Origin of the sequence: Variovorax sp. YR750 (assembly GCF_900109805.1) — a bacterium.
In the GTDB taxonomy this organism is placed as follows: domain Bacteria; phylum Pseudomonadota; class Gammaproteobacteria; order Burkholderiales; family Burkholderiaceae_C; genus Variovorax; species Variovorax gossypii.
The window spans coordinates 284,817-307,270 of record NZ_FOBJ01000003.1 but is presented as its reverse complement, the minus strand read 5'-3'; the positions used below and the strand labels follow the sequence as shown (position 1 = coordinate 307,270).

The 22,454-nt window shown below is 69.5% G+C and carries 19 protein-coding genes; 5 read left to right on the top strand and 14 right to left on the bottom strand.

Features of this window, described 5'->3' with window-relative positions:
• Positions 1-13 precede the first annotated feature (13 nt).
• Both BMY35_RS38255 and BMY35_RS07935 read left to right on the top strand, forming a co-directional pair.
• Positions 14-157, top strand: coding sequence for a hypothetical protein (locus BMY35_RS38255; protein ID WP_170217084.1), 144 nt, complete (start codon positions 14-16; stop codon positions 155-157).
• Between the two features lie 94 nt (positions 158-251).
• Entirely contained in the window at positions 252-1,526 is a 1,275-nt protein-coding gene (locus BMY35_RS07935) for an MFS transporter (protein ID WP_093196678.1), read from the top strand.
• On the opposite strand, the gene BMY35_RS07930 is transcribed toward BMY35_RS07935, so the two are convergent.
• Positions 1,474-2,892, bottom strand: coding sequence for an aminotransferase-like domain-containing protein (locus BMY35_RS07930; protein ID WP_093196676.1), 1,419 nt, complete (start codon positions 2,890-2,892; stop codon positions 1,474-1,476). The two genes, BMY35_RS07935 and BMY35_RS07930, sit on opposite strands and share 53 nt — an antisense overlap.
• Before the next feature lie 97 nt (positions 2,893-2,989).
• Between BMY35_RS07930 and BMY35_RS07925 the strand changes: the two genes are divergently transcribed.
• From BMY35_RS07925 to BMY35_RS07915, 3 genes are read left to right on the top strand one after another with little or no spacing between them, the layout of a single operon-like run.
• Positions 2,990-3,178: a DUF2970 domain-containing protein gene (locus BMY35_RS07925; protein ID WP_093196674.1), complete on the top strand. Its 189-nt coding sequence runs from the start codon at positions 2,990-2,992 to the stop codon at positions 3,176-3,178.
• Positions 3,175-3,885, top strand: a complete 711-nt coding sequence (locus BMY35_RS07920) for a c-type cytochrome (RefSeq protein WP_093196672.1) — start codon at positions 3,175-3,177, stop codon at positions 3,883-3,885. Before BMY35_RS07925 ends, BMY35_RS07920 begins: the two co-directional genes overlap by 4 nt.
• A gap of 16 nt (positions 3,886-3,901) precedes the next feature.
• Positions 3,902-5,191, top strand: coding sequence for a c-type cytochrome (locus tag BMY35_RS07915; RefSeq protein ID WP_093196670.1), 1,290 nt, complete (start codon positions 3,902-3,904; stop codon positions 5,189-5,191).
• A 1-nt stretch (position 5,192) separates the two neighbouring features.
• Here BMY35_RS07915 and BMY35_RS07910 read toward each other — a convergent pair whose 3' ends face one another.
• From BMY35_RS07910 to gspL, 13 genes are all read right to left on the bottom strand, one after another.
• On the bottom strand, positions 5,193-7,202 hold the full coding sequence (locus BMY35_RS07910; RefSeq protein WP_093196668.1) for a lipoxygenase family protein: 2,010 nt from the start codon (positions 7,200-7,202) through the stop codon (positions 5,193-5,195).
• Between the two features lie 177 nt (positions 7,203-7,379).
• The gene (locus BMY35_RS07905; RefSeq protein ID WP_093196666.1) at positions 7,380-8,807 is read right to left on the bottom strand and encodes an 8-oxoguanine deaminase; all 1,428 of its coding nucleotides are present in this window, start codon (positions 8,805-8,807) and stop codon (positions 7,380-7,382) included.
• Positions 8,808-8,811: 4 nt separating this feature from the next.
• Complete coding sequence (locus BMY35_RS07900) at positions 8,812-10,227, bottom strand: nucleobase:cation symporter-2 family protein (RefSeq protein ID WP_093196664.1); 1,416 nt, start codon at positions 10,225-10,227, stop codon at positions 8,812-8,814.
• A 121-nt stretch (positions 10,228-10,348) separates the two neighbouring features.
• A complete protein-coding gene (locus BMY35_RS07895; RefSeq protein ID WP_093196662.1) occupies positions 10,349-11,251 on the bottom strand; it encodes a LysR substrate-binding domain-containing protein in 903 nt (300 codons plus the stop codon).
• Between the two features lie 47 nt (positions 11,252-11,298).
• The gene (locus BMY35_RS07890) at positions 11,299-13,545 is read right to left on the bottom strand and encodes a phosphocholine-specific phospholipase C (RefSeq protein WP_093196660.1); all 2,247 of its coding nucleotides are present in this window, start codon (positions 13,543-13,545) and stop codon (positions 11,299-11,301) included.
• Positions 13,546-13,578: 33 nt separating this feature from the next.
• Positions 13,579-13,764: a hypothetical protein gene (locus BMY35_RS07885; protein ID WP_093196658.1), complete on the bottom strand. Its 186-nt coding sequence runs from the start codon at positions 13,762-13,764 to the stop codon at positions 13,579-13,581.
• 114 nt (positions 13,765-13,878) lie between these two features.
• Positions 13,879-14,778: a 5'-nucleotidase gene (locus BMY35_RS07880; RefSeq protein WP_093196656.1), complete on the bottom strand. Its 900-nt coding sequence runs from the start codon at positions 14,776-14,778 to the stop codon at positions 13,879-13,881.
• 34 nt (positions 14,779-14,812) lie between these two features.
• Positions 14,813-16,051 carry a type II secretion system inner membrane protein GspF gene (gspF, locus tag BMY35_RS07875; protein WP_093196654.1) on the bottom strand — a complete coding sequence of 413 codons (1,239 nt, stop codon included), beginning with the start codon at positions 16,049-16,051 and terminating at the stop codon, positions 14,813-14,815.
• A gap of 18 nt (positions 16,052-16,069) precedes the next feature.
• Positions 16,070-17,461: a GspE/PulE family protein gene (locus BMY35_RS07870; RefSeq protein ID WP_093197221.1), complete on the bottom strand. Its 1,392-nt coding sequence runs from the start codon at positions 17,459-17,461 to the stop codon at positions 16,070-16,072.
• 16 nt (positions 17,462-17,477) lie between these two features.
• Complete coding sequence (gene gspD / locus BMY35_RS07865) at positions 17,478-19,817, bottom strand: type II secretion system secretin GspD (protein WP_093196652.1); 2,340 nt, start codon at positions 19,815-19,817, stop codon at positions 17,478-17,480.
• 5 nt (positions 19,818-19,822) lie between these two features.
• A complete protein-coding gene (gene gspN / locus BMY35_RS07860; protein ID WP_093196650.1) occupies positions 19,823-20,623 on the bottom strand; it encodes a type II secretion system protein N in 801 nt (266 codons plus the stop codon).
• Positions 20,624-20,642: 19 nt separating this feature from the next.
• Positions 20,643-21,200 (bottom strand): type II secretion system protein GspM, encoded by a 558-nt coding sequence (gspM, locus tag BMY35_RS07855; RefSeq protein ID WP_093196648.1) that lies wholly within the window; start codon positions 21,198-21,200, stop codon positions 20,643-20,645.
• Positions 21,197-22,408 (bottom strand): type II secretion system protein GspL, encoded by a 1,212-nt coding sequence (gene gspL / locus BMY35_RS07850; RefSeq protein WP_093196646.1) that lies wholly within the window; start codon positions 22,406-22,408, stop codon positions 21,197-21,199. The genes gspM and gspL overlap by 4 nt, the downstream gene beginning before the upstream one ends.
• Positions 22,409-22,454: the final 46 nt, after the last annotated feature.

Sequence of the window (22,454 nt, the reverse complement as noted above, 5' to 3'; positions counted from 1 at the left end):
TAGCATGGCCCGCATGCGAAGCACAGCCTTTGTCCTTCTCTTCTGCCTCGGCCTGCTGACGGCCGCGTGCGACGAAAAGCCGACGAAGCCCGGCGTGCCGGTGCCCAAGGCTTCGACGAGCATCGTCGCCGCGCCTGCGTTGGTCGCGCATCGTTGAGCGCAAGCCGCTCCTGACGGTGGTCCGGCACCACCGGGCTCCTCGCTTGTCTCGCGTTTCCGCGCCAGGGGGTATCCTCGCCGCGGAGAAAACAATGACGACAAACGAGACAACCACCCACCAGCACCAGCCCGATTCACGCTACGCCATGGTCCGCCTGGGCCTCACGCTGCTGATCATGACGGTCGGTAGCAGCGGCATGTACGTGGTGTCGGTGATGCTGCCGGCGGTGCAGGCAGAGTTCGGCGTGGCGCGCGCCGATGCCTCGCTGCCCTACACGTTGCTGATGCTCGGGTTCGGCTTCGGCGGCGTGCTGATGGGCAAGCTGGCGGACCGCATCGGCGTAATGAAGCCGCTGCTGATGGGGGCGATCTTTCTGGGTGCGGGCTATGTCGCCACGGGCTTCTCCAGCGGCATTGTCAGCTTCACCATCGTGCAGGCCCTGCTGGTCGGCCTGCTCGGCAGCTCGGTGGCTTTCGCGCCGCTGGTGGCCGACACCTCGCTTTGGTTCGTCAAGCGGCGCGGCATTGCGGTCGCAGTGTGCGCGAGCGGCAACTACCTGGCGGGCGCTGTATGGCCGCCGATCGCGCAGCACTTCGTCGAAACGGTGGGCTGGCGCCAGACCTACATCGGCATGGGCATCTTCTGCGGCGTGACGATGGCGCTGCTGGCCATGTTCTTTCGCGCACGGCCACCTGCGCTGGTCGTGGCGGCACCGGCCAACGCGGCAGCGGGCACCGTGGCTGCGCGCGACATGACGCGCCCCTTCGGCCTGAGCATGGGCACGGCGCAGGGCCTGCTGTGCGTGGCCGGCGTGGCCTGCTGCGTTGCCATGGCGATGCCGCAGGTGCACATCGTGGCCTACTGCGGCGACCTGGGCTACGGACCGGCGCAGGGCGCGATCATGCTGTCGCTGATGCTGGGCTTCGGCATCGTGAGCCGGCTGGTGTCGGGCGCCATCTGCGACCGCATCGGCGGGCTGCGCACGCTGTTGCTGGGCGGCGTGCTGCAGTGCGTGGCGCTGCTGCTGTTCCTGCCTTTCGACGGGCTGGTGCCGCTCTACGTGATCTCGGCGCTGTTCGGGCTGTTTCAGGGCGGCATCGTGCCGTCGTACGCGATCATCGTGCGCGAGCACTTCCCGCCGAAGGAAGCGGGCGGACGCGTGGGCACGGTGCTGATGTTCACGCTCTTCGGCATGGCGCTGGGCGGCTGGATGTCGGGCAAGGTGTTCGACCTCACGGGCAGCTACCACGCGGCCTTCATCAACGGCATCGGCTGGAACCTGGTGAACGTGAGCATCGCGTCCTTCCTGCTGTTCAGGACGCTTCGGCGATCAGGCGGCCGAGTGTTTGCATTGCCTGCTCGCTGACCGCGTCCCATGGGTGGCCGTAGTTCAGCCTGAGGCAGTTGGAGAAGGCGCGCGTGGCCGAGAAGATCGGACCCGGCGCGACGCTGATGCCGAGTTCCAGCGCCTTGCGGTGGATCTCCAGCGCGTTGGCCCGAGCCGGCAGCTCGACCCACAGGAAGTACCCGCCCAGCGGCCGTGTCGCGCGTGTGCCCGGCGGAAAGTAGTGCCCCACGGCCTGCGCGAAGCTGGCCTGCTGCACCGCCAGCGTCTGGCGTAGCTTACGCAGGTGCTTGTCGAGCCCGCCTTTCTCCAGGTAGCCCGCGAGCGCCAGCTGCGCCGGCGCAGAGGTGCTGAGCGTGCTCGACAGCTTCTGCCGCGCGACCTTGCGCGCGAAGCGGCCGGCCGAGGTCCAGCCGATGCGATAGCCCGGCGCCAGGCATTTCGAGAACGAGGAGCAGTGCAGCACCAGCCCCTGCGTGTCGAAGGCTTTCGCGGGCGCGGGACGGCGTTCGCCGAAGTAGAGCTCGGCGTACACGTCGTCCTCGATCAGCGGCAGGCCGTGGCGTGCGAGCAGCTCTACCAGCGCCTTCTTCTTCGCGTCGGGCATCAGGCTGCCGAGCGGGTTCTGGAAGGTGGTCATCAACCAGCATGCGGTGGGCCTGTGCGCCGCGATGGCCAGCTCCAGCGCTTCGAGGTTGATGCCCTCGCCGGGATGCGTCGGCACCTCGACGGCGCGCAGGCCCATGCGCTCCAGCGCCTGCAGCGCCGCGTAGAAGGTGGGCGATTCGACGATCACCGTATCGCCCGGTCGCGTCACCGCCGAGAGGCAGAGGTTGAGCGCCTCCAGTGCGCCGTTGGTGACAACGATCTCGTCGGCTGCCACCTGCATGCCGTCGGCCAGGTAGCGCAGCGCGATCTGCCGGCGCAGCGCCGCGCTGCCGGGCGTGAGGTCGTCCACCGTGCTCCACGGGTCGAGCGACCTGGCGCTTGCGGCCATGAATTGCCCGAGCCGCGCCAGCGGAAAGAGCAGCGGGCTCGGAAAGGCCGAGCCGAAGGGCACGACCTTGCGTGACATGCTGGCTTCGAGGATGTCGAACACCTGGTCGCTCACGTCGAGCGACTTCGGCCCGCCGGCGGGGCGCGAGGTGAGTGTGGATTCGGGCGGCGCGTCGCGCAGGCCGCCGCCCGTGACGTAGTAGCCCGAGCGGTCGCGCGCCCGCACCAGGCCGCGCGCCTCGAGCAGGTAGTAGGCCTCGAACACGGTCGACGCGCTGACTCCGCGGCTCTGGCCGGTGTGGCGCACCGAGGGCAGGCGGTCGCCGGTCTTCAGCGTGCCGTTGCGGATCGAGGCCTCGATGTCGGCGGCCAGGGCTTCGTATCTCTTCATCGCTGGGGGTGTTCGTTCGGAGGCACTTTATCTGCACCGGTCAATTGGAGCGAATCTGCATCTGTTTTTTCTAGCCGGCCTGGGCCACACTCGACCCATGTCGAATCTCTTGCGCGCGCTGCGCGCCGTTCTCTGGAGTTTCATCGGGCTGGGAGGCCGCCGGGCCGACGCCGAGAGGCGGACGGCGCAGGTCGGCATCCTGCCGCTGATCGGCGTGGCCCTCGTGATGGTGCTGCTGCTGATCGCGGGGCTGATCACGCTGGCGCACTACGTTGCCGGCACATGAAGAAGCGCGCGCTCAGGCTCTTCGCGCTCGGGCTGCTGCTTGTCGTGCAGGGCATGGCGAACGCGGCCACGCCCGCCATCGTGCCGGACACCATCGAGCAGCGCGTGGCCGCCTGCATCGCCTGCCACGGCCGCGAGGGCGCGACCACCAACGCAGGCTACTTTCCGCGGTTGGCGGGCAAGCCGGCCGGCTACCTGTTCAACCAGCTCGTGAGCTTTCGCGACGGCCGCCGCTTCAACAGCGACATGGCGTACATGGTGCAGCACCTGTCGGACGCCTATCTGCGCGAGATGGCCGATTACTTCGCCGGGCTGCAGCTGCCGTATCCGCCCATTTCCCCCAACAGCGACGCCACGCCCGAGCAGCTCCAACGCGGCCGCCAGCTGGTGCGCGAAGGCGACGCCGCGCGCGGCATCCCCGCCTGCGTGCAGTGCCACGGCGCGGCGTTGACCGGCGTACAGCCGGCCATCCCGGGGCTGCTGGGGCTGCCGCGGCTGTACGTGTCGTCGCAGCTCGGTGCCTGGCTCACGAAGGAGCGGCACGCGCCGGCGCCCGACTGCATGGCCGACATCGGCCGGCGCATGAGCACCGCCGACATCAACGCCGTCGCGAGCTGGTTCGCCGTGCAGCCGATGCCGGTCGACACGAAACCCGCGACCTCGCTGCCCGCGCCGCTGCCCATGACCTGCGGCGGCATGCCGAAGTGACGGAGCCGCGCCCATCATGAAACTGCGACACCTCGCCTGGACGCTGCTCGCGCTCGTCGTGCTCGGCGCCGCTGCCGCCGGCGGCATCGTGGCGATGAACCTGCGCGGCGAAGACCCGTTGCCCGCGCAGGCCGAGGCCTTCCAGTCCACGCCACAACTCGTCGAGCGCGGGCGCTACCTCGCGCTGGCCGGCAACTGCGCGGGCTGCCACACCACGCGCGGCGGCGAGCCCTACGCGGGTGGCATGCCGATCGACACGCCCTTCGGCACCGTCTATTCGAGCAATCTCACGCCCGACGACAAGGCCGGCATCGGTAGCTGGAGCAGCGCGCATTTCTGGCGCGCGATGCACAACGGCCGAAGCAAGGATGGGCGGCTGCTGTATCCGGCGTTCCCGTATCCCAGCTTCACGCAGGTGACGCGCGAGGACTCCGACGCGATCTACGCCTACCTGCGCAGCGTGCCGCCCTCGGCGGTGCCCAACCGGGAGCACCGGCTGCGCTTTCCGTACGACACGCAGGCCGCGCTGGCCGTGTGGCGCGCGCTCTCGTTCAAGCCCGAGCCATTCGTCGCCAATGCCGGCAAGCCCGCCGAATGGAACCGTGGCGCCTACCTGGTCAACGGCCTGGGCCATTGCATCGCCTGCCACGGCAGCCGCAACTCGCTGGGGGCGACGGAGACGAAGCTGGGGCTATCGGGCGGCCTCATCGCGGTCGAGAACTGGTATGCACCTTCGCTCACCGATCCGCACGAGGCGGGCTTGGCCGATTGGCCTGCAACCGAGGTGGTGGCGCTGCTCAAGAACGGAACCGCGCCGCGCGGATCGGTCATGGGGCCGATGGCCGACGTGGTGTTCCGCAGCACGCAGTACCTGAGCGACGCCGACCTTGCGGCGATGGCGAACTACCTCAAGGATCTGCCCGACGCGCCGAAGGCCGAAGCCCCGGCCGTCGCAGCAGCGAAGGCCCCGATCCGCCGCGATGCCGGCACCATGGCGCGCGGCGCGAAGATCTACGACCAGCGCTGCGCCTACTGCCATGGCGACCAGGGGCAGGGCGCGGCTGGCGCCTATCCGCCGTTGGCGGGCAATCGCGCCGTGAACATGGCGCGGCCCACCAACCTGATCCAGGTGATCTCGCACGGCGGCTTCCTGCCATCGACCTCCGGCAATCCGCGTCCCTACGGCATGCCGCCGTTCGGCCAGACGCTGGACGCAGCCGAGGTAGCGGCAGTGCTCACCTACGTGCGCGGCTCCTGGGGCAACGACAGCCCGCCCGTCACGCAGCTCGACACCATGCGGCGCTGAGTCAGATGTTCGTGCTGGACGGAATCCGGCTCGGCAACAGGTGCTCGTAGGGCCGCACGCGCGTGGTGTTGCGCTGGCCGATGGTGGCCTCGATGCCCGCGAGCGCATTACGAAAGCGCTCCAGCGGCCCGCCTTGCCCCGCGATGGCAGGGTCCAGCAGCACCGGCAGATGCGGGAACACGTTGTCCTTGTATTCGCCCAGCGGCCGGTAGTACACGCCGCCGAGGATGTGGAACAGCAGGATCTGCTCCTGCGCCGCCAGTCGCGAGGGCAGCATCTGCGACCAGCTCGCCTCGTTCTGCCCGGTGCTGCTCGTCGGCGCCGGTGTGCCTTCGGTGCCCGCGCTGAAGGGCGCATAGGTCATCACCGAATACTGCGGGAAGTTCACCGCCGCGTGCTGCGCGCTGGCGTTGAAGATGATGGCGGTGAGCACGTCGATCAGCTGCGCGCGCGTGGTGATCGCGCGGAAGCCGTGCACCTTGCCGCTGGTGGCCAGCTCGGTGGCCCAGGCCTTGAGCTCGTAGTCGCCGGTCACGTCGGCGTCGCTCAGGTAGTAGGTGGCTACGTAGTCGCCCACCCACTGCGCGATCGCGTTCCACACCAGCAGCGCGTCGTCGCGGTACGGGTAGTCGGGCAGCGCGGTCGCATCGTCCACGCCGCGCGTGCGCAGGTCGTTGGGCAGCATCATCCGGTCGTAGAAGTCGTAGGCCAGCCGGTCGCGGCCACACTGCTGCTGCAGCGTCTCGATGGGCGCGGCGAGGATCACGTCGCCCGTGGTCAGCGGCGCCATGATGATCAGCGTCGCGGCCTCGTTGATGAACATCGCGCCTTCCAGGTGCGGCGACAGCAGCCGGCTCAGCGGGTGCGCGGTCGCGAGCTGGCGCTGCGTGGCCATCGCGAAGGCTTCCGACATCAGGTGCGTGCGGCCCAGGTGCACGAACATCTCGTGGTAGTTGAAGTCGGCCACCTGCACCACGGTCTTGGCCGACTGCCAGGCCCAGTAAGCCTCGGCGTTCGCGGTGTCGTCCACGCGCAGGAAGATCGCGTTCGCGGCCGGGTCCTGCCCGCATTGAATGGCGACCGGCACCAGCGAGCGGCCGGTCTTCGGCCGTGCGAACAGCGCGATGGGCGCGTGGATGTAGCCCGTGCCCGTGAGCGGCTTGATCTGCGGGCCGGCGGGCGCCATGTCGCCCAGGCCTTCGTAGTCGAGGATGTAGAGCCGGCCCGAGGCGGCAGCGTCGGCGAGGCTGTCGCCCGCGCCCATCACCTGCCGGTATTGCGCGTCGCCCAGCGGGAACTTCGCCGGCAGCGTGGTAGCGCGCTGTATCAGCATCGGGTTGGGCCCCGACACGCGCATGGCGGCGAACAGGTCGTTGTCGTGCAGCAGTTGCGCGATGGCGGGCTTCTCGATGGTGACGAAGAGGGCGTCGTATTGAGCCACCGTCTTCGGACCGTTCAGTGCGCCCAACGGGCCCTGCGACAGCAGGTCGTGGTGGATCTGCTTGAGCTGCGTGGCGATGTCGCCCGCCGTGCCGGTGAGCGTGCCCAGCAGCGCCAGCACCGCGGCCGGCAGCGTCGCCAGCCCGCCGTTGGCGGCCAGCAGCTGGTCGAAGCTGGCCTGCAGGCCGGCCAGTCGCGTGCGCAGGTTATCGAGCGACTGCAGGCTGCCCGAGGCCAGCGCGCTGGTGGCGAACGAAGCCGCGAAATTGGTGACGGCTTCCAGCGCCTTCGCGATCGTCTTGAGCTGGTGCTCCAGCGCAGGCAGCTCGGTCGCGGGCACCACAGCGCCCATCGGCACGCCGGCCAGGTTGATGTGCGACTCGGTCCAGAGATAGGTCGCCTGCCGCCCCACCAGCTCGAGCCGCCGCAGCGTGGCGCTGATCGGGTCGATCTTCTGCGGCAGCGTGGGCTTGGGCACCGGCAGCGCGGCCGAGGCGGTGGAAGTCTTGCCGGCCAGCAGGCCCAGGCCGCCCGCCGAGGCGGACCATTTGAGGATGTCTCTGCGCTTCATCGGGGAGTTCCCTGTCGTTATGAATCTTGGGAAGGCCGACGGGGTGGTTGGCCACAAAATCGAACGCTCGTTCTATTTGTGGCCGGATTCTGCGGAGGGGCTCCGGCGTTGGCAATCAGGGTTGCTGCCTACCTCGAAGGTGCACAGCAACCGCGCCGGAAGCGGGTCAGGATGCAGTCAGGCGGCAGTATGCGGATGACGCGCGGCTTCGTACAGCGTGTGCGCCAGGTCGCGGTGCCTTGCCAGCAGCGGTGACAGCTCGAGCCCGGTGAATTCGCCATTGCGGATGCGGACCGTGCCGCCGATCACGCTCAGCGACACCGAGGCCGGCGTGCAGAACACCAGCGCAGCCACCGGGTCGTGCCCCGCGCCCGCGTGCGCGACGCCGCGCATGTCGAAGGCCACGATGTCTGCCGACATGCCGGGCGCGATTGAGCCGATGTCGTCGCGGCCCAATACTTTCGCGCCCCCAAGCGTGGCGATTTCGAGTGCCTCGCGCGCAGTCATCGCGGCCGGGCCGTAGCCCACGCGCTGCAGCAGCATGGCCTGCCGAGCCTCGCCCAGCATGTGCGCGCCGTCGTTCGACGCGCTGCCGTCCACGCCCAGCCCCACGGGCACGCCCGCGCGGCGCATCGCACCGATGGGCGCGATGCCCGAGGCCAGCCGCATGTTGGAGCAGGGGCAGTGCGCAACGCCGGTGCCGGTGCGGCCGAAGAGCGCGATGCCAGCCTCGTCGAGCTTCACGCAGTGCGCGTGCCAAACGTCGCGGCCGACCCAGCCAAGGTCTTCGGCGTACTCGGCCGGCGTCATGCCGAACTTCTCGCGCGAATAGGCCACGTCGTTGTCGTTCTCGGCCAGGTGCGTGTGCAGCGACACGCCGCGCTCGCGCGCGAGTTCGGCCGACAGGCGCATCAGGTCGCGCGACACCGAGAAGGGCGAGCAGGGCGCGAGCACGATGCGGCGCATCGAATGGCGCGAGGCGTCGTGCCAGCGGTCGATGAGCCGCTCGCTGTCGCGCAGGATCGCTTCCTCGGTCTCCACCACCTCGTCGGGCGGCAGGCCGCCGGCGCTGCGGCCCACGCTCATGCTGCCGCGCGCCGCGTGGAAGCGCATTCCCATTGCGTCGGCTGCCTCGATGGAGTCGTCGAGCCGCGAGCCGTTGGGAAACAGGTAGAGATGGTCGCTGGTGGTGGTGCAGCCCGAGAGCATCAGCTCTGCCATCGCGGTCTGCGTGGACACGCGGATCATCTCGGGCGTGAGGCGCGCCCACAGCAGGTACAGGTTGGTGAGCCAGCCGAAGAGCTCGGCGTCCTGCGCTTCGGGCACCGCGCGCGTGAGGCTCTGGTACATGTGGTGGTGCGTGTTGACCAGTCCGGGCATCACGACGTGGCCGTGCATGTCGATGGCTTCGGCGCGGCCCTCGCGCAGGGCGTCGAGGTACACCGCCGGCAGCTGCGCTGTCTCTCCGACCCAGGCGATTGCGGGCCCTTGCATCACCACCGCACCGTCGCGGATCTCGCGCCGCGCGGCGTCCATGGTGACCAGCACGTCGGCGTGCCGGACGATACGCAGCGGGGAGGGCGTGGCGGTGGTGGATGTGTTCATGATGTCATTCGGTCCCATGCGAGGTGCGCGCCGCCAGTGTGAAGGATCGCTCCCTCGACAGCACGCCGTTGTAGAAAAGATTGAGCAGCACCGCGGCGCAGGTGCCGAGCACGATGCCGCTGTGCGTCAGCGGATGCGTCCAGGCCGGAAAGTGCTGGAAGAAGTTCGGCGACAGCGTGGGGATCAGCCCCAGGCCGATGGAGATCGCGATCACGTACAGCGCATGGCGGTTCTGCGAATGGTCGATCTCGCCGAGGATGCGCACGCCCGTGGCCGCCACCATGCCGAACATCACGATGCCCGCGCCGCCGAGCACGAACTGCGGCACCGAGGCCACGATGTGCGCGATCTTCGGGAAGAGCGCGAGCGCGATGAGCAGCACGCCGCCGCCGGCCGCCACGTAGCGCGAGCGCACGCCGGTGACTGTCACGAGCCCCACGTTCTGCGAGAACGAGGTGTACGGGAATGTGTTGAACACGCCGCCGATCACCGTGCCCAGGCCGTCGGCGCGCAGGCCGCGCGTCAGCGCATCGGTGCCCACCTTGCGGCCGGTGATCTCGCCGAGCGCGAGGAACATGCCGGTGGATTCGACCAGCGTGATCAGCATCACGATGCACATCGAGGCGATGGCCGTGAGCTCGAAGCGCGGCATGCCGAAGTGAAAGGGCGTGGTCACCGCGACCCAGCTTGCCTCGGCCAGCCCGTCGAAGTGCATGCGCCCGAGCGCCAGCGACAGGCCGACGCCGAAGACGATGCCCAGCAGTACCGCGATGTTGGCAACCAGGCCCTTGCCGAAGCGCGTGATCGCGATGATCACCAGCAGCACCGCCGCCGCGATCGCCAGGTTCACCGGCTCGCCGTAGGCGGGGTTCGCCACCGCATGCGCCACGCCGTCGACCATGCGGGTCGCGGTGGGCTGCCCGCCCGCAGCCCAGTTGATGGCCACGCCCATGAGCGACACGCCGATCAGCGTGATGACCGTGCCCGTCACCAGCGGAGGAAACACGCCCAGCACGCGCCCCATCAGCGGCGCGACCAGCATGCCGAACACCCCCGCCACGATGGTGGCGCCGTAGATCGCTGGCAGGCCCAGCGAAGGATCGATGCCGATGGCGATCATCGGGCCGACCGCCGCGAAGGTCACGCCCATCATCACCGGCATGCGGATGCCGAAGCGCCAGAAGCCGATGGCCTGCACCAGCGTGGCGATGCCCGCGGCCAAGAGGTCGGCATTGATGAGGAAGGCGATGTCGGCTTTAGAGAGGCCGAGCGCGCCGCCCACGATGAGCGGCACCGCCACCGTGCCCGCGTACATCACGAGCACGTGCTGCAGGCTCAGCGCGCCGCAGCGGCCGAGGGGAAGCTTCTGGTCGACCCCTTCGCCGTCTCCTGCGGGGGTCTTTTTATCGTTCGAAAGCATGTGGACCTTTCTTTCCTGCCGATGAACCGGCGCGGCAGTCTAGGAGCGATGCATTCGCACGCGCAAAGTCAATAAATGACCCGCCCTGTGCACAAAAAGTGGACGGACTTGGGCGGCGCGATCAGGACGCCAGCAACTCGTCGAGGCTGGCCACCAGGTGGTTGGCAAACAGCTCAGCCGCGGGGCTCGGAGGCTGCGAGGCACGGGTCTCGAGTGTGAGCGTCTGGGCGCGCAGCGCGGCGTCGCGCAACGGAACGAAGACCAGCGAGCCCTCCTGCCGCTCCTCGTCGACGTCGAGCCGGTTGAGCAGCGTGATGCCGCCGCCCTGGCGCACCAGCCGGCGCATGAGCGCGGTGGAAGTGGTTTCGACGACCGGCGAGGCGCTGACCCCCGAGAGCCCGAAGGCCGCATCGAGGATGGGCCGGATCGACAGCAAAGGCGCCGGCAGGATCAGCGGATAGCCGACGCACTCGGCCAGAACCGTCGTCGCATGGGCAGTCAGCGGGTGGCCGGGCGGCACCACCGCGCCGATCGGCCACTCGCTGGCGAACAGCGTGCGAAAGCCGGCGGTGCCGGGCACGTCGTAGGCCAGCGCCAGGTCGGCGTCGCCCTCGCTCACGCTGCGCAGCACCGCCGCGATCGGCAGGCCTAGCAGCTTCAGCTGGATACCGGGATGCGCCTCGCGAAAGCGCTGCACCACGGCCGGAAGGAAGGAGTCGGCCAGGCCCGCCGTGGTGGCGAGCGTGACCTCGCCCTGGCGCAGCCCTCGCACGGCCTCGATGCGCTGGCGCACCAGGTCGAACTCGTGCAGCGTGCCGCGCGCGTGGGCCAGCACGATCTCGCCCACGGGCGTGAGCTTCAGCGTGTTGTGGATGCGCTCGAAGAGCGGGGCGCCCAACTCCTCCTCGAGATTCAGGATCTGCCGGTTGACCGCCGTGGGCACCACATGCAGCTGCTCGGCCGCCTTGCGGATCGAGCCCGCGCGAACCACCTCGACGAAATAGCGAATGACCTTGGCGTGCATGTTTCCCCCGCGCCGCTGGGGGCGCGGGGCGAATCATGCATGCGGGTTCAGAGGTCGGGCAAGCCCATGGCCGGGTCGCTCACCGTGTGCTTGCCGGTTTCGACGCGGCCTGCGAAGCGGCGGTAGTAGGCGGGGTCGGCGTCGTAGGTGACCGCGAAGTCGTACCACTGGCCGCTGGCTGCGAGATCCCAGGGCTGGTCTGCGTTGGTGCCGCCGTTCACGGTTGCGGTCCAGGGCCCGTCGTTGCGGTAGGCCTTGGCGGTGACGGTGAACCTGCACGCGGCCTTGCCGTCGTTGCGCATGTTCAGGTAGACGTTGCCGTTGGTGATGTCGTAGCACACGCGCACCTCGGGTTGCGCCGCACCGCCCGCGCGCAGGGTGTTGAGGTTGCCCTTGAAATGGCGGTGGAAGCCGTTGGGGCCGAGCACCCACAGGTCGTAGGCACCGGCGTCGTCGGCCATCGCGGCCCAACTGTCGTCGAGTGCCTTGCCGGCCTCGAGCATGTAGCGGCGCGGCAGGCGGTCGAGATGCAGCCTGTCGTAGACGTGGAACACGGCGGCGGCCTTGCCGGTGTTGAGGAAGAGCAGCTTGAGCTTTCCTCCGACCGCATCGGCGAGGGCGCTGGTGTGCAGCTCGTAGGGCAGCGCGCGCGAGGGCCGCGTGCCGGTGGGCTGGCGCGGCAACTGCGGATCGGGCGGCAGCGGCACCTGCGTCAGCGCCTCCTGGTCGAGGCGCAGCTTGTCGGCCTCGGTCCTGTTCCTGCGGCCGGTGAGCGTGGGCAGAGTCTCGCTGTTGGGCGTGGCGAAGTTGAAGGCGCTCGTGAGGTCGCCGCACACCGCGCGGCGGAATGGCGAGATGTTCGGCTCCTTCACGCCGAATCGTGCCTCGATGAAGCGCAGCACCGAGGTGTGGTCGAACACCTGCGAGTTGACCCAGCCACCGCGGCTCCACGGCGAAAGCACGTACAGCGGCACGCGCGGACCGGGGCCGAACACGCGACCGTCGGGCGCGGGCTGCGAGGTGCTGCCTTCCGGCGGCGGTTGCGTGAAGTACTCGTGCGCCATGTCGGCATCGGCGAGCGTGGTCTTGCCGGCCTTCGACTTGTCGGGGTTGACCGAAGGCGCGGAAGGCGAGGGCACGTGGTCGAAGTAGCCGTCGTTCTCGTCGAAGTTGACCAGCAGCACGGTCTTGCTCCAGACCTCGGGCACGGCCGTGAGCGCGTCCAGGATTTCCTGCAGGAACCAGGCGCCCTGCACCGGGCTGGAGGGGCCGGGGTGTTCGCAATAGACGGAGGGCGCGTTGATCCAGCTCACCTGCGGCAGGCGGCCGGCCTTGATGTCGCGCCTGAAGGCGTCGAGGTATTCCTCCGGCTTGCTGCCCGGCAGGGTGTTGGCGATGCCCTTGTAGAGCGGGTTGCCCGGGTTGTCGCTGGCGGCGTCGTAGGCGTGATAGGGTGCTGCCTGGCCGCTGTCGGAATAGGGCACGTTGGGCTCGCCGCCGCTGGAGACGGGGAAGGGCGAGGCCCGGTTGGCGCGCCTGAACTGGCGGAATGCGCCGAGCATGTTGTCGCCCCATTCGTCGGGCATGTTCTGGTAGCAGATCCAGCTCACGCCGGCATCTTCGAGCCGTTCGGCGTAGGTCTTCCACGTGTAGCCGGTGTTCACCGCCGATGCACGCCCGTCGAGCCAGTCCCACTCGTTGGTGACGTAGGCCACGCCCTGGGCGGTCGGCCCGTTGGTGCCGGTCAGGTGGAAGGAGCGATTGGCGTCGGTGCCGGTGTGCATCGCGCAGTGGTAGCTGTCGCACAGCGTGAAGGCGTTGGCCAGCGAGAACTGGAACGGCACCTCGGCTTCCTTGAAGTAGCCCATGGCCGCGCTCGTCTTGTGGCGCGCCCACTGGGAGATGCGGCCGTTGTCCCATGCGTCCTGGCTGTCGCCCCAGGAGTGCGGCGTGCCGCTCACGCGCTGCGCGTTGCCCTTGGTCTGGTCGAGGTGGTAGGGCAGCACGATCTTGCCGTCGGCATCGCCCTGCTGCCAGACGTTGCGCCCGCCTGGCAGCGGAACGGTGAAGCGGTCGCCGAAGCCGCGAACGCCCGGCAGCATGCCGAAGTAGTGGTCGAAGGAGCGGTTCTCCTGCATCAGGATGACGATGTGCTCGACGTCCTTGATCGTGCCGGTCTTGTTGTTGGCCGGAATGGCGAGCGCACGGCGGATGCTCGGCGGAAACGCACTGAGTGCGAGGGCTGCGGCGCCGGTGGTGGCGGTGCCGGTGAGGAACTTGCGGCGTGAATTCATGGGGAAGGCTTCTTGTCGTGTTTCTTCGGGCGCTCAGGGTGCGCAGCGCTTCTCGGGCTTGACGCCGGTGTCCGGTGGCGGCGTCGTGGTGGGTGGTGTGACCGTGCCGGGCAGGCCGGCAAAACCGCCGCCGCCACCGCTTCCGCCGCAGGCGGAAAGTGCGCAGGCAACGAAGAGCAGCGCGCAGGCGTGACGCGCGCGCGAGATGACGAGTCGCATGGGGAGATCCTCTCTCGGTGTTGTGCCGCAGAGGCTAGAAAGGCTCAATGACGTCGGGATGAATTCCGCGATGTCAGGGATGTAAGCGCGCGTTGCACGCGCTCGTGCGCCGCCTCAGGACTCGTTGCTGATCCCGCTGCTCACATGCCCCGCAGGCACGTGCCGCGAGGCCGCATCCACATGCCCCGTCTGGTCGTCGAAGAAGAAGTCGGGCTCGAACTCGCGCAGGAACTCGCCCTTGGGCAGGCCGCCGAGGAACATGGCCTCGTCGACGCGGATGTTCCACTTCATCAGCGTGCGGATGGCGCGCTCGTGCGCCGGCGCGCTGCGTGCGGTCACCAGCGCGGTGCGGATGCGCATCTGCGCGTTGCCGGCCATCTGCAGGCGGTGCAGCGCCATCAGCAGCGGCTTGAACGGGCCTTCGGGCAGGGGCAGGTCGGCCTTGCTGAGTTCGTGCGCCTGGAAGGCGTCGAGGCCATCTTTCTGGTACACGCGCTCGGCCTCGTCGGAGAACAGCACCGCGTCGCCGTCGAAGGCGATGCGCACTTCGTTCGGCCATGCGTCGCTGGCCTTCACCGATTCGACCAGCACGCGAGCCGCCGGAAAGCCGGCGTTGAGCGCCTCGCGCACGTCCTGCGCGTTGACCGACAGGAACAGGTGCGCGCGCAGCGGACGCAGGTAGCCGAAGGGCGGGCGGCCCTGGGTGAAAACGCCGCGCTGAAGCCGGATGTCGGCAGCCGCGCTCGACTTGAAGATGCGCATGCCCGAGACCGGGTCGTTGCGCGAGAGGATCACCACCTCCACGCGCTGCACGCCGTCGTCGTTGAAGCGCAGCAGCTTGCGGATCAGCGAATAGGCGATGCCGGGCGCGGCCGGCACGTCGATGCGGTCGAGCTGCAGCTTCATGTAGCCCTCGTTGTCGCCGGCCTCGAAGACCTTGTTTTCTTCTTCGAGGTTGAACAGGGCGCGCGAGGAGATCGCGACCACGAGCTTGTCTTCGAGGGTTACGGGCATGTTGCGTGCGTCCTGCTCTGCGGGCCGACCGTCGTCACTTGACGAACTGGTTCAGCTGGATGATAGGCAGCATCACGGCCAGCACGATCAGCATCACCACGCCGCCCATCGCCACGATCAGGAGCGGCTCGAGGATGGTGGCGAGGTGCATCGCGCGGCGCTGCACTTCGGCGCCGAGCTGGTTGGCGGCGCGCTGCAGCATCAGCGGCAGCGTGCCGGTCTGCTCGCCGAGCCGGGCGAACATCGACACCAGCCCGGGAAAGCGTTTCTTCTGCGCCAGCGCCGAAGCCAGCGGCGCACCCTCGCGCACCAGCACCAGCGCGTCGAGCGCGTCGGCGCGCATCGCGCGGTTGCCCAGCGTCTCGGAAGCAGCCTGCAGCGCGCGCAGGATCGGCACGCCGGCCGTGGCCAGCATGGCGAGCGTGCTCGCGAAGCGCGCCGCGTTGTAGCCGCGCGAGAGCTTGCCCACCAGCGGCAGCTTGAGCCAGGCCGCGTCGAACTTCAGGCGCAGCGCTTCCTGCGCCAGCGCGAGCCGCGTGCCGATGGCGGCGAGCACCACGCCGGCCAGCATCCACCAGCCGTAGTTGCGCACGCCGGCGCTCAGCGAAAGCATCACGGTGGTGAGAAAGGGCAGCGAGCGCTTGGTGCCCGCGAACACCTGCGCCACCTGCGGCACCACGTAGCTCACGAGGAAAATCACGATCACGATCGCAACCAGCGTGACGATGGCCGGGTACAGCGCCGCACCGATCAGCTTCTGCTGCAGCGCCTGCCGTTCCTCGAGGTCGTCGGCGAGGCGGTCGAGCACGAGGCCCAGGTTGCCGCTCTGCTCGCCGGCGCCGATCACGGCGGTATAGATGGGCGAGAACTCGCGCGGATGCGCCGACAGCGCACGCGCGAACGGCGAGCCCGCGTTGACTTCGGCGCGCAGCGAGGCGACGAGGTTGCGCTGCTGCTCGGATTCGGCCTCGTCGGTGAGGGCGGTGAGAGCACGTTCCAGCGGCAGGCCCGAAGAGACGAGGCCTGCGAGCTGCCGCGTCCACACCGCGAGGCCGGTCGAGTTGAAGACGCGCTTGCCGCCGCCGAGCCATCGTCCGAGGCCGCTGCGCTGGCCTGCACCGCCGGCATGCTCGCTGCCCACCGGCTTGACCGACAGCGGAATGAGCGCCTGCGCCCGCAGCAGGCTGCGCGCACTGCGGGCGGTGTCGGCTTCCAGCACGCCTTCGCGCGACTGGCCGCTGGCGTCGATGGCTTCGAATGCGTAGGCGGGCATCTCTTTTTTTCTTGCTCGCTACTCGCGGGTGACGCGCAGCAGCTCGGCGCGCGAGGTGATGCCGGCCTGCACCAGTCGCTCGCCGTCCTCGCGCATGGAGCGCAGGCCGCCGCGTTCGCCGGCCTCGAAGAGCTGGCTTTCCGCAGCCTTGCCGTGGATGAGCGCCTGCACTTCGTCGTCCGCCACCAGCAGTTCGAAGATGCCGGTGCGGCCCTGGTAGCCGGTCTGGCCGCAGGCTTCGCAGCCCGCGCCGCCGCACGAGGTGCAGACCTTGCGCACGAGGCGCTGGGCGAGCACGCCCAGCAGCGACGAGCTCAGCAGGAAGGGCTCGACGCCCATGTCGGTGAGACGCGTGACGGCGCTGACGGAGTCGTTCGTGTGCAGCGTGGCCAGCACCAGGTGGCCGGTCAGCGAGGCCTGGATGGCGATCTGCGCGGTTTCGAAGTCGCGGATTTCGCCGATCATGATCACGTCCGGGTCCTGCCGCAGGATGGCGCGCAGGGCCTTGGCGAAGGTGAGCTCGATCTTCGCGTTGATCTGCGTCTGGCCCACGCCCGGCAGCTCGTACTCGATGGGGTCTTCCACCGTCATGATGTTGCTGCGGCTTGCGTCGAGCCGGGCCAGCGCGGCGTACAGCGTGGTGGTCTTGCCCGAGCCGGTCGGGCCGGTCACGAGGATGATGCCGTGCGGCTGCGCGATGAGCTTCTCGAAGCGCTCCAGCGTGTCGCCCTGCATGCCCACCGATTCGAGCGTGAGCTTCGATTCGCTCTTGTCCAGCAGGCGCAGCACGGCGCGTTCGCCGTGCGCGCTCGGCAGCGTCGACACCCGCACGTCGACCGCGCGAGTGCCGATGCGCAGCGAGATGCGCCCGTCCTGCGGCAGCCGCTTCTCGGAGATGTCGAGGTCGGCCATGATCTTCAGGCGCGAAATCAGCGCCGCGTGCAGCGCGCGGTTGGGCTGCACCACCTCGCGCAGCGTGCCGTCGATGCGAAAGCGCACGGACGAAGTGCGCTCGTAGGGCTCGATGTGGATGTCGCTCGCGCCGTCGCGCGCGGCCTGCGTGAGCAGCGCGTTCAGCATGCGGATGATGGGCGCGTCGCCCGCGCTTTCCAGCAGGTCTTCGACCGCCGGCAGCTCCTGCATCATGCGCGAGAGGTCGGCGTCGCTCTGCACCTCGCTCACCACCGCGGCGGCACTCGACTCGCCCTGCGCGTAGGCCGCGCTGATGCGCTGCGCCAGCGGGCCGTCGGCCAGCACCTCGAAGGCCTGCACGCCATATTTGCGCGAGACCTCGCCGACCGCGCTGCGCGCCGGGTTGGGCGACATCCACAACGTGTAGCGGCCGTCGTCGGTCTCCTCGAGCAACAGCTGCTGGCTGCGTGCGAAGGCGTAGGGCAGGGGATAGCGCATGGACATCAGGTCAGTATCAAGGCATTTCCCGCGAGCTCACCGGGTCGGCGGTGGGGGGCAGGGCGCCGCGCAGCGGGCTCGGCGCCAGCTTGCGGGTGTCCGCCGCGGGCTGCGATGGCGGGATCAGCTGGGTGCCTTCGAGGCGCGAGCCGCCGCGCGAGACGGTCGCGGCCGACGAGGTCGACGAATTCGACGACGTGGGGGCCGTCGTGCGTGCCGGAGGCGCCAGCTCGGGCAGGATGTTCGAGCCGTCCACGCCGCGCAGCATCACGTTCGAGGTGTCGGGCTGCGAGCGCTGCTGCATGCCGCGGATCTCGTCGTAGCGGTCGTACGAGAAGGCCTCGGTGGCAGCGGCATCGCGCATCACCGCGGGGCGCAGGAACATCATGAGGTTGATCTTCTCGCGCGTGCGGGCCTGGCTCTTGAACAGGTTGCCGAGCACGGGAATGTCGCCTGCGAGCGGCACCTTCTCGATCGTGTTGCCGTAGGTGTCCGACAGCAGGCCCCCGAGCATGACGAGGCCGCCGTCTTCCACCAGCACGCTCGATTCGATCGAGCGCTTGTTGGTGGTGGGGCCGTTCTGGTTGTTGGCAGTGTTCTGGTCGACCGTGGACGTCTCCTGGAAGATCGTCAGCTTCACGGTGCCGTTCTCGTTGATGGTCGGGCGCACGCGCAGCGTGAGGCCGACGTCCTTGCGCTCGACGGTGGTGAACGGGTTGACGCCGACCGAGCCCGAGGTGCTGGCGTACTGGCCGGTGACGAAGGGCACGTTCTGGCCGATCACGATCTTGGCCTCTTCGTTGTCCAGCGTCAGCAGGTTGGGCTTGGACAGCACGTTGGCGTCCTTGTCGCTGTCGAAGAAGCTGGCGATCGCACCCAGGATGTACTGGCCGCCGACCTTGCCGGCGATGCCGAGGTTCATGCCGGGCGTGATCGCGCCGGCCAGGCCGGAGGCGTTGCGCGTGGCCAGTGCCTGGGTCAGCGTCAGCAGGTTGGCGCCGGCCACCGAGGAGTTGGTGCCGAGCACAGCGTTGTTGCCCAGCGCGCTCTGCCACTGCACGCCGAACTTCGCGGCGGCCGTGTCGCTCACCTCGACGATCAGCGCCTCGATCATGACCTGCGCGCGGCGGCCGTCGAGCCTGTCGATCACCGCGCGCATCTGGCGGTACTGCGGTTCGGGCGCGGTGATGATCAGCGAGTTGGTCGACGGGTCGGCCTGGATCTGGCCGCCGGTGGAAGGCTGGTTGGCGTTGTTGAGCGGTGCGCTGGCGGCGGCCGAGGCCCCGGACTGGCTGCCGCTGTTCAGGTTCACCTGCATCGCCTGCGGCGCGCTCTGCTGCGGCGCCGCGCTGCCGGTGGCGCCAGGCGTGCCCGGCGTGGTGCTCACCTGGTTCGCCGCCATCGCGGCGCGCAGCGTGGCCGCCAGGCGCACTGCGTCGGCGTTCTTCAGGTACACCACGTAGATGTTGCCGGCCGCGCCGTTGCTGCTTTCGGCGGCGGGGCGGTCGAGCTTGTCGACCAGCGTGCGCACCAGCGCCACGCGCGCCGGGTTGGCCGCGCGCAGGATCAGCGAGTTGCTGCGCGGGTCGGCCATCAGGGTGGTGCGGAACGACGCATCGGCCGCGCCCGGGGCCGCCGCCGCGCCGGGCGCGCCGGAGCCGCCGCCGTCGACCAGCCGCTGCACCAGCGGCACCATGTCGGTGGCGACCGAGTGCTTGAGCTGGATGACCTCGATGTCGGAGGCGTTCGGCACGTCGAGCGACGCGATGATGCGCGCCAGCCGGCGCATGTTGTCCGCGTAGTCGGTGATCACGAGCGAGTTGTTGCCCGGGTTCACGTTGATGGTGTTGTTCGGCGGGATCAGCGGGCGAAGCACCGGCAGCAGGTTGTTCGGCGACTCGTAGTTGAGGCGGAAGATCTGCGTGACGATCTGGTTGCTGCCGCTGGACGCCGTGGCGCTGATGGAGGTGTTGACGGTGCTGCTCTGCAGCTTGGCGTCGGCCTCGGGCACCACCTTGTAGAGACCGTCGGCCTCCACCACCGCGAAGCCCTGCAGGCGCAGCGCCGAAGCGAACTGGTTGAAGGCGGCCGCCGGCTGGATGGCGCGGTCGGTGACCAGGTTCATCGTGCCCTTCACGCGCGGGTCGACCACCACGTCGCGGCCGGTGACCACAGCCATGGTGCGGGCGACGGCCTCGATGTCGGCGTTGGAGAAGTTCAGCGTGATCGGCTCGCCGCGGCGCGGCGCGTCGCCGGTCTGCGCGAACGCGAGCGGCGCGCCCTGCAGGAACGTGGCGGCGATCAGCACGCGCACGGCGAGTGCGACGGTGCCGGTCGAAAACAGTGGCTTCATCATGAGGATCAACCCAGGGTGATGATCGAACGCGCGTTGTCGCGCCGCCCGATGATGTTCAACAAATTGGAAAGAGCGTCTTCGCGGCCGGGCGCGGCACTGGCTTCGCCGTTGAAACGGAAGGAGGTGCCGTTCCAGCTGCCGCTGCCGTTCAGTTCGAGGCTGCCCTCGCGCGTGCTCAGCAGCAGCGTGGGGCGGCTGCCGCCTTCGAGCGTGAGCCGGTAGCTGCCCATCGGCCGCAGGGTCGACAGGCTGGAGGAAACATCGGTGGCGTCGAGCGTGGCCTGGCCGGCGATGCGCAGCGCCGGGCCGTCCCACTGCATCGAGAAGGCCTTGGTTGTGAGGTCGAGCGCGCCTTCGAGCTTGAGCGTGTTCCACGGCGCGCCCAGGCCCGTGAGCAGGGTGGCGGGCCAGCGCGAGCGGCTGTCCTGCCAGGCGAGCTGCATGCCGCCCGCGCGCGGGCTTGCCTTGAGTTCGAGCGGCTGCGCGGCGCAGCACTGCAGGTCGAGGCTGGCGGAGATGCCGCCGAAGCCGGGGCGCATGCGCCAGTGCACCAGGCCGGGCAGCGACACCGCCTGCGTGCCGCCCGCGCCGCTGGCGAGGACCACCGCGGCCGTGCCGTTCCAGACGGTGCCGCGCGGGTTGGCCAGCACCAGGCGGCCCTGGCTCCAGCTCGACAGCGCCGCCGACAGCCAGCGCGCCGGCGCGAACAGCACCACCGCCAGCAGCAGGCCGATGGCGGCGCCGAGCAGCGCCCAGCGCCAGCCGCGGCGCGGTCGGGCTTCGGGGATGGGGGTGCGGCTCAGCATGCGGGGCGCTTGTTGCTGCTCATCGCGCCGCGGGCAGCGCCATGACGACGGTGCCGTCCCAGCGGACGGGCGGCGTCTTCGGTGCGTCCTTGGCTGCGGGCGACGATGGCGGCGTCGATGCCGACGTCGAGGCCGGTGCGCGGGTCAGGTGGACTTCGCGCGGCACCGCGTGCGCATTGCCGCGGGCCTGGCCGAGCCATTGCGCGACGGTGGAGGCGGGTGCCCCGCGCAGCGAGACCGTGGCGGCGCCGTCGCCACCGGATGCCATGAGTTGCGCATTGCTTGTGCCCAGGCCTTCGCGAACCGAGGTCTCGAGCGCGCGCAGCGCATCGTCGCGGTTCAGGCGGGGCTGCGACTGCAGCGCCTTCGCGCGGGCCTGCAGGGTGGCCATCTGCTGCAGCTGCGCGTCGAGCCGCGCATGCTCGGCAGGCGCCGCCGACAGCGTGCGCAGCGCGGGAGCGAGCGCGATCCACCACAGCAGCGCCAGTGCCACGAGCGCGGCGGCGGCGTAGACCATGCGGCGCTCGCGCGCTTCCAGGGTGGCCCAGCGGGCCTTGAGCTGTTCGCTGAAGTTCATCGGTTGGCCTCGGCCTGTACCAGCAGGAGGTCGCCCTCGGTGCGCACGTTGTAGCCGCGCGGCGCCATCGCGCCGGTGATCTGCGAGACCTCCGACGGCTGCAGCCCGAGCCCGCGCAGGCGCAGCTGGCCTGCGTTGTAGTCGACGGCGCTCGGCACCTTGCCGGGAGGAAGGACTGCGGCGAGCGCGCCGACCATGGGTTCGAAGTCGCTGTTCGCCACGTCGCCCACGGCCTGCTGCAGCGAGGCGACCTCGCGCTGCATCTGCAGTGGCGCGTCGACCACGACCCTCACCGAGGGGAAGGTCGCCGTCAGCATCGCCTTGGCGGCCTGGCGCTTCGATTCGAGCGCGTTGCGTTCCTTCCAGGCCCAGGCGTTGAGGCCGATGAGCTGGGTGAGCAGCAGCGCGACCACGCCCCAGCGCGCTGCGCGCCACTCGGGCGCGTAGCGCAGCGTCTGCACCACCGACGCGAATTTCTTGCCGGCACGCGCGCGACCGGTCACCGCAAGATCGAACTGGGCGAGCTCCCAGGGGGTGCGCGCGGCCTGCAGCCAGCGCTGCGGCGACTGCACGATGGGCACGCGGCGCTGCAGCAGGTGCTCGGCGGCCTCGGCGACGGCGGGTTCGGTGGTGATCACCGCGGTGTCAAGCGGAAGGCCGTCCGACAGCGCCACGCCCGCGCCGGCCAGCGGCAGCGAGACCACGCCGTCGGCGTCGCAGACCGTGAGCCGCGGTGCCTCGGGCTCGCCGGTGACCAGCAGCATCGGCGGACCGTCGGCCGGCTGCGGCGCGAATTCGGGGACGATGCGCACCACGCGACGGCCGGCGGCCTCGAGCCCCTGCACCAAGCTGCGCAGCCAGATGCGGTTGCAGGCCGCGACCCACACGGGTGCGCCGGCCTTGGCATCGGGCTCGAGCGCGAAGTGCAGGGCTTCGGGTTCGTCGAGCAGGTGTTCCTCCAGCAGGCCGTCGAGCACTGCACGCAGCTTCGACGCACTGCCCATGCTGCCCTTGGGCAGCGTCACTCGGTGCCACGAGAGAGCCGCGGAAGGAATGCCGAGCATGACCTCCGCGCTCGAGGGCAGCAGCGCCAGCAACGCACGGCCCTGGTTGCGCAATGCAATGCCGTCGTCGCCTGCCTGGGCCCAGTCGTACTCGCCCGCGGCATCGGCCGGAGGGAGGGGAGCAATGAGCAGCAGGGGAGTCATGTGGATCTTGGAAAAGCCGGTGATTGTAGGTGCGCGTCTGACATGG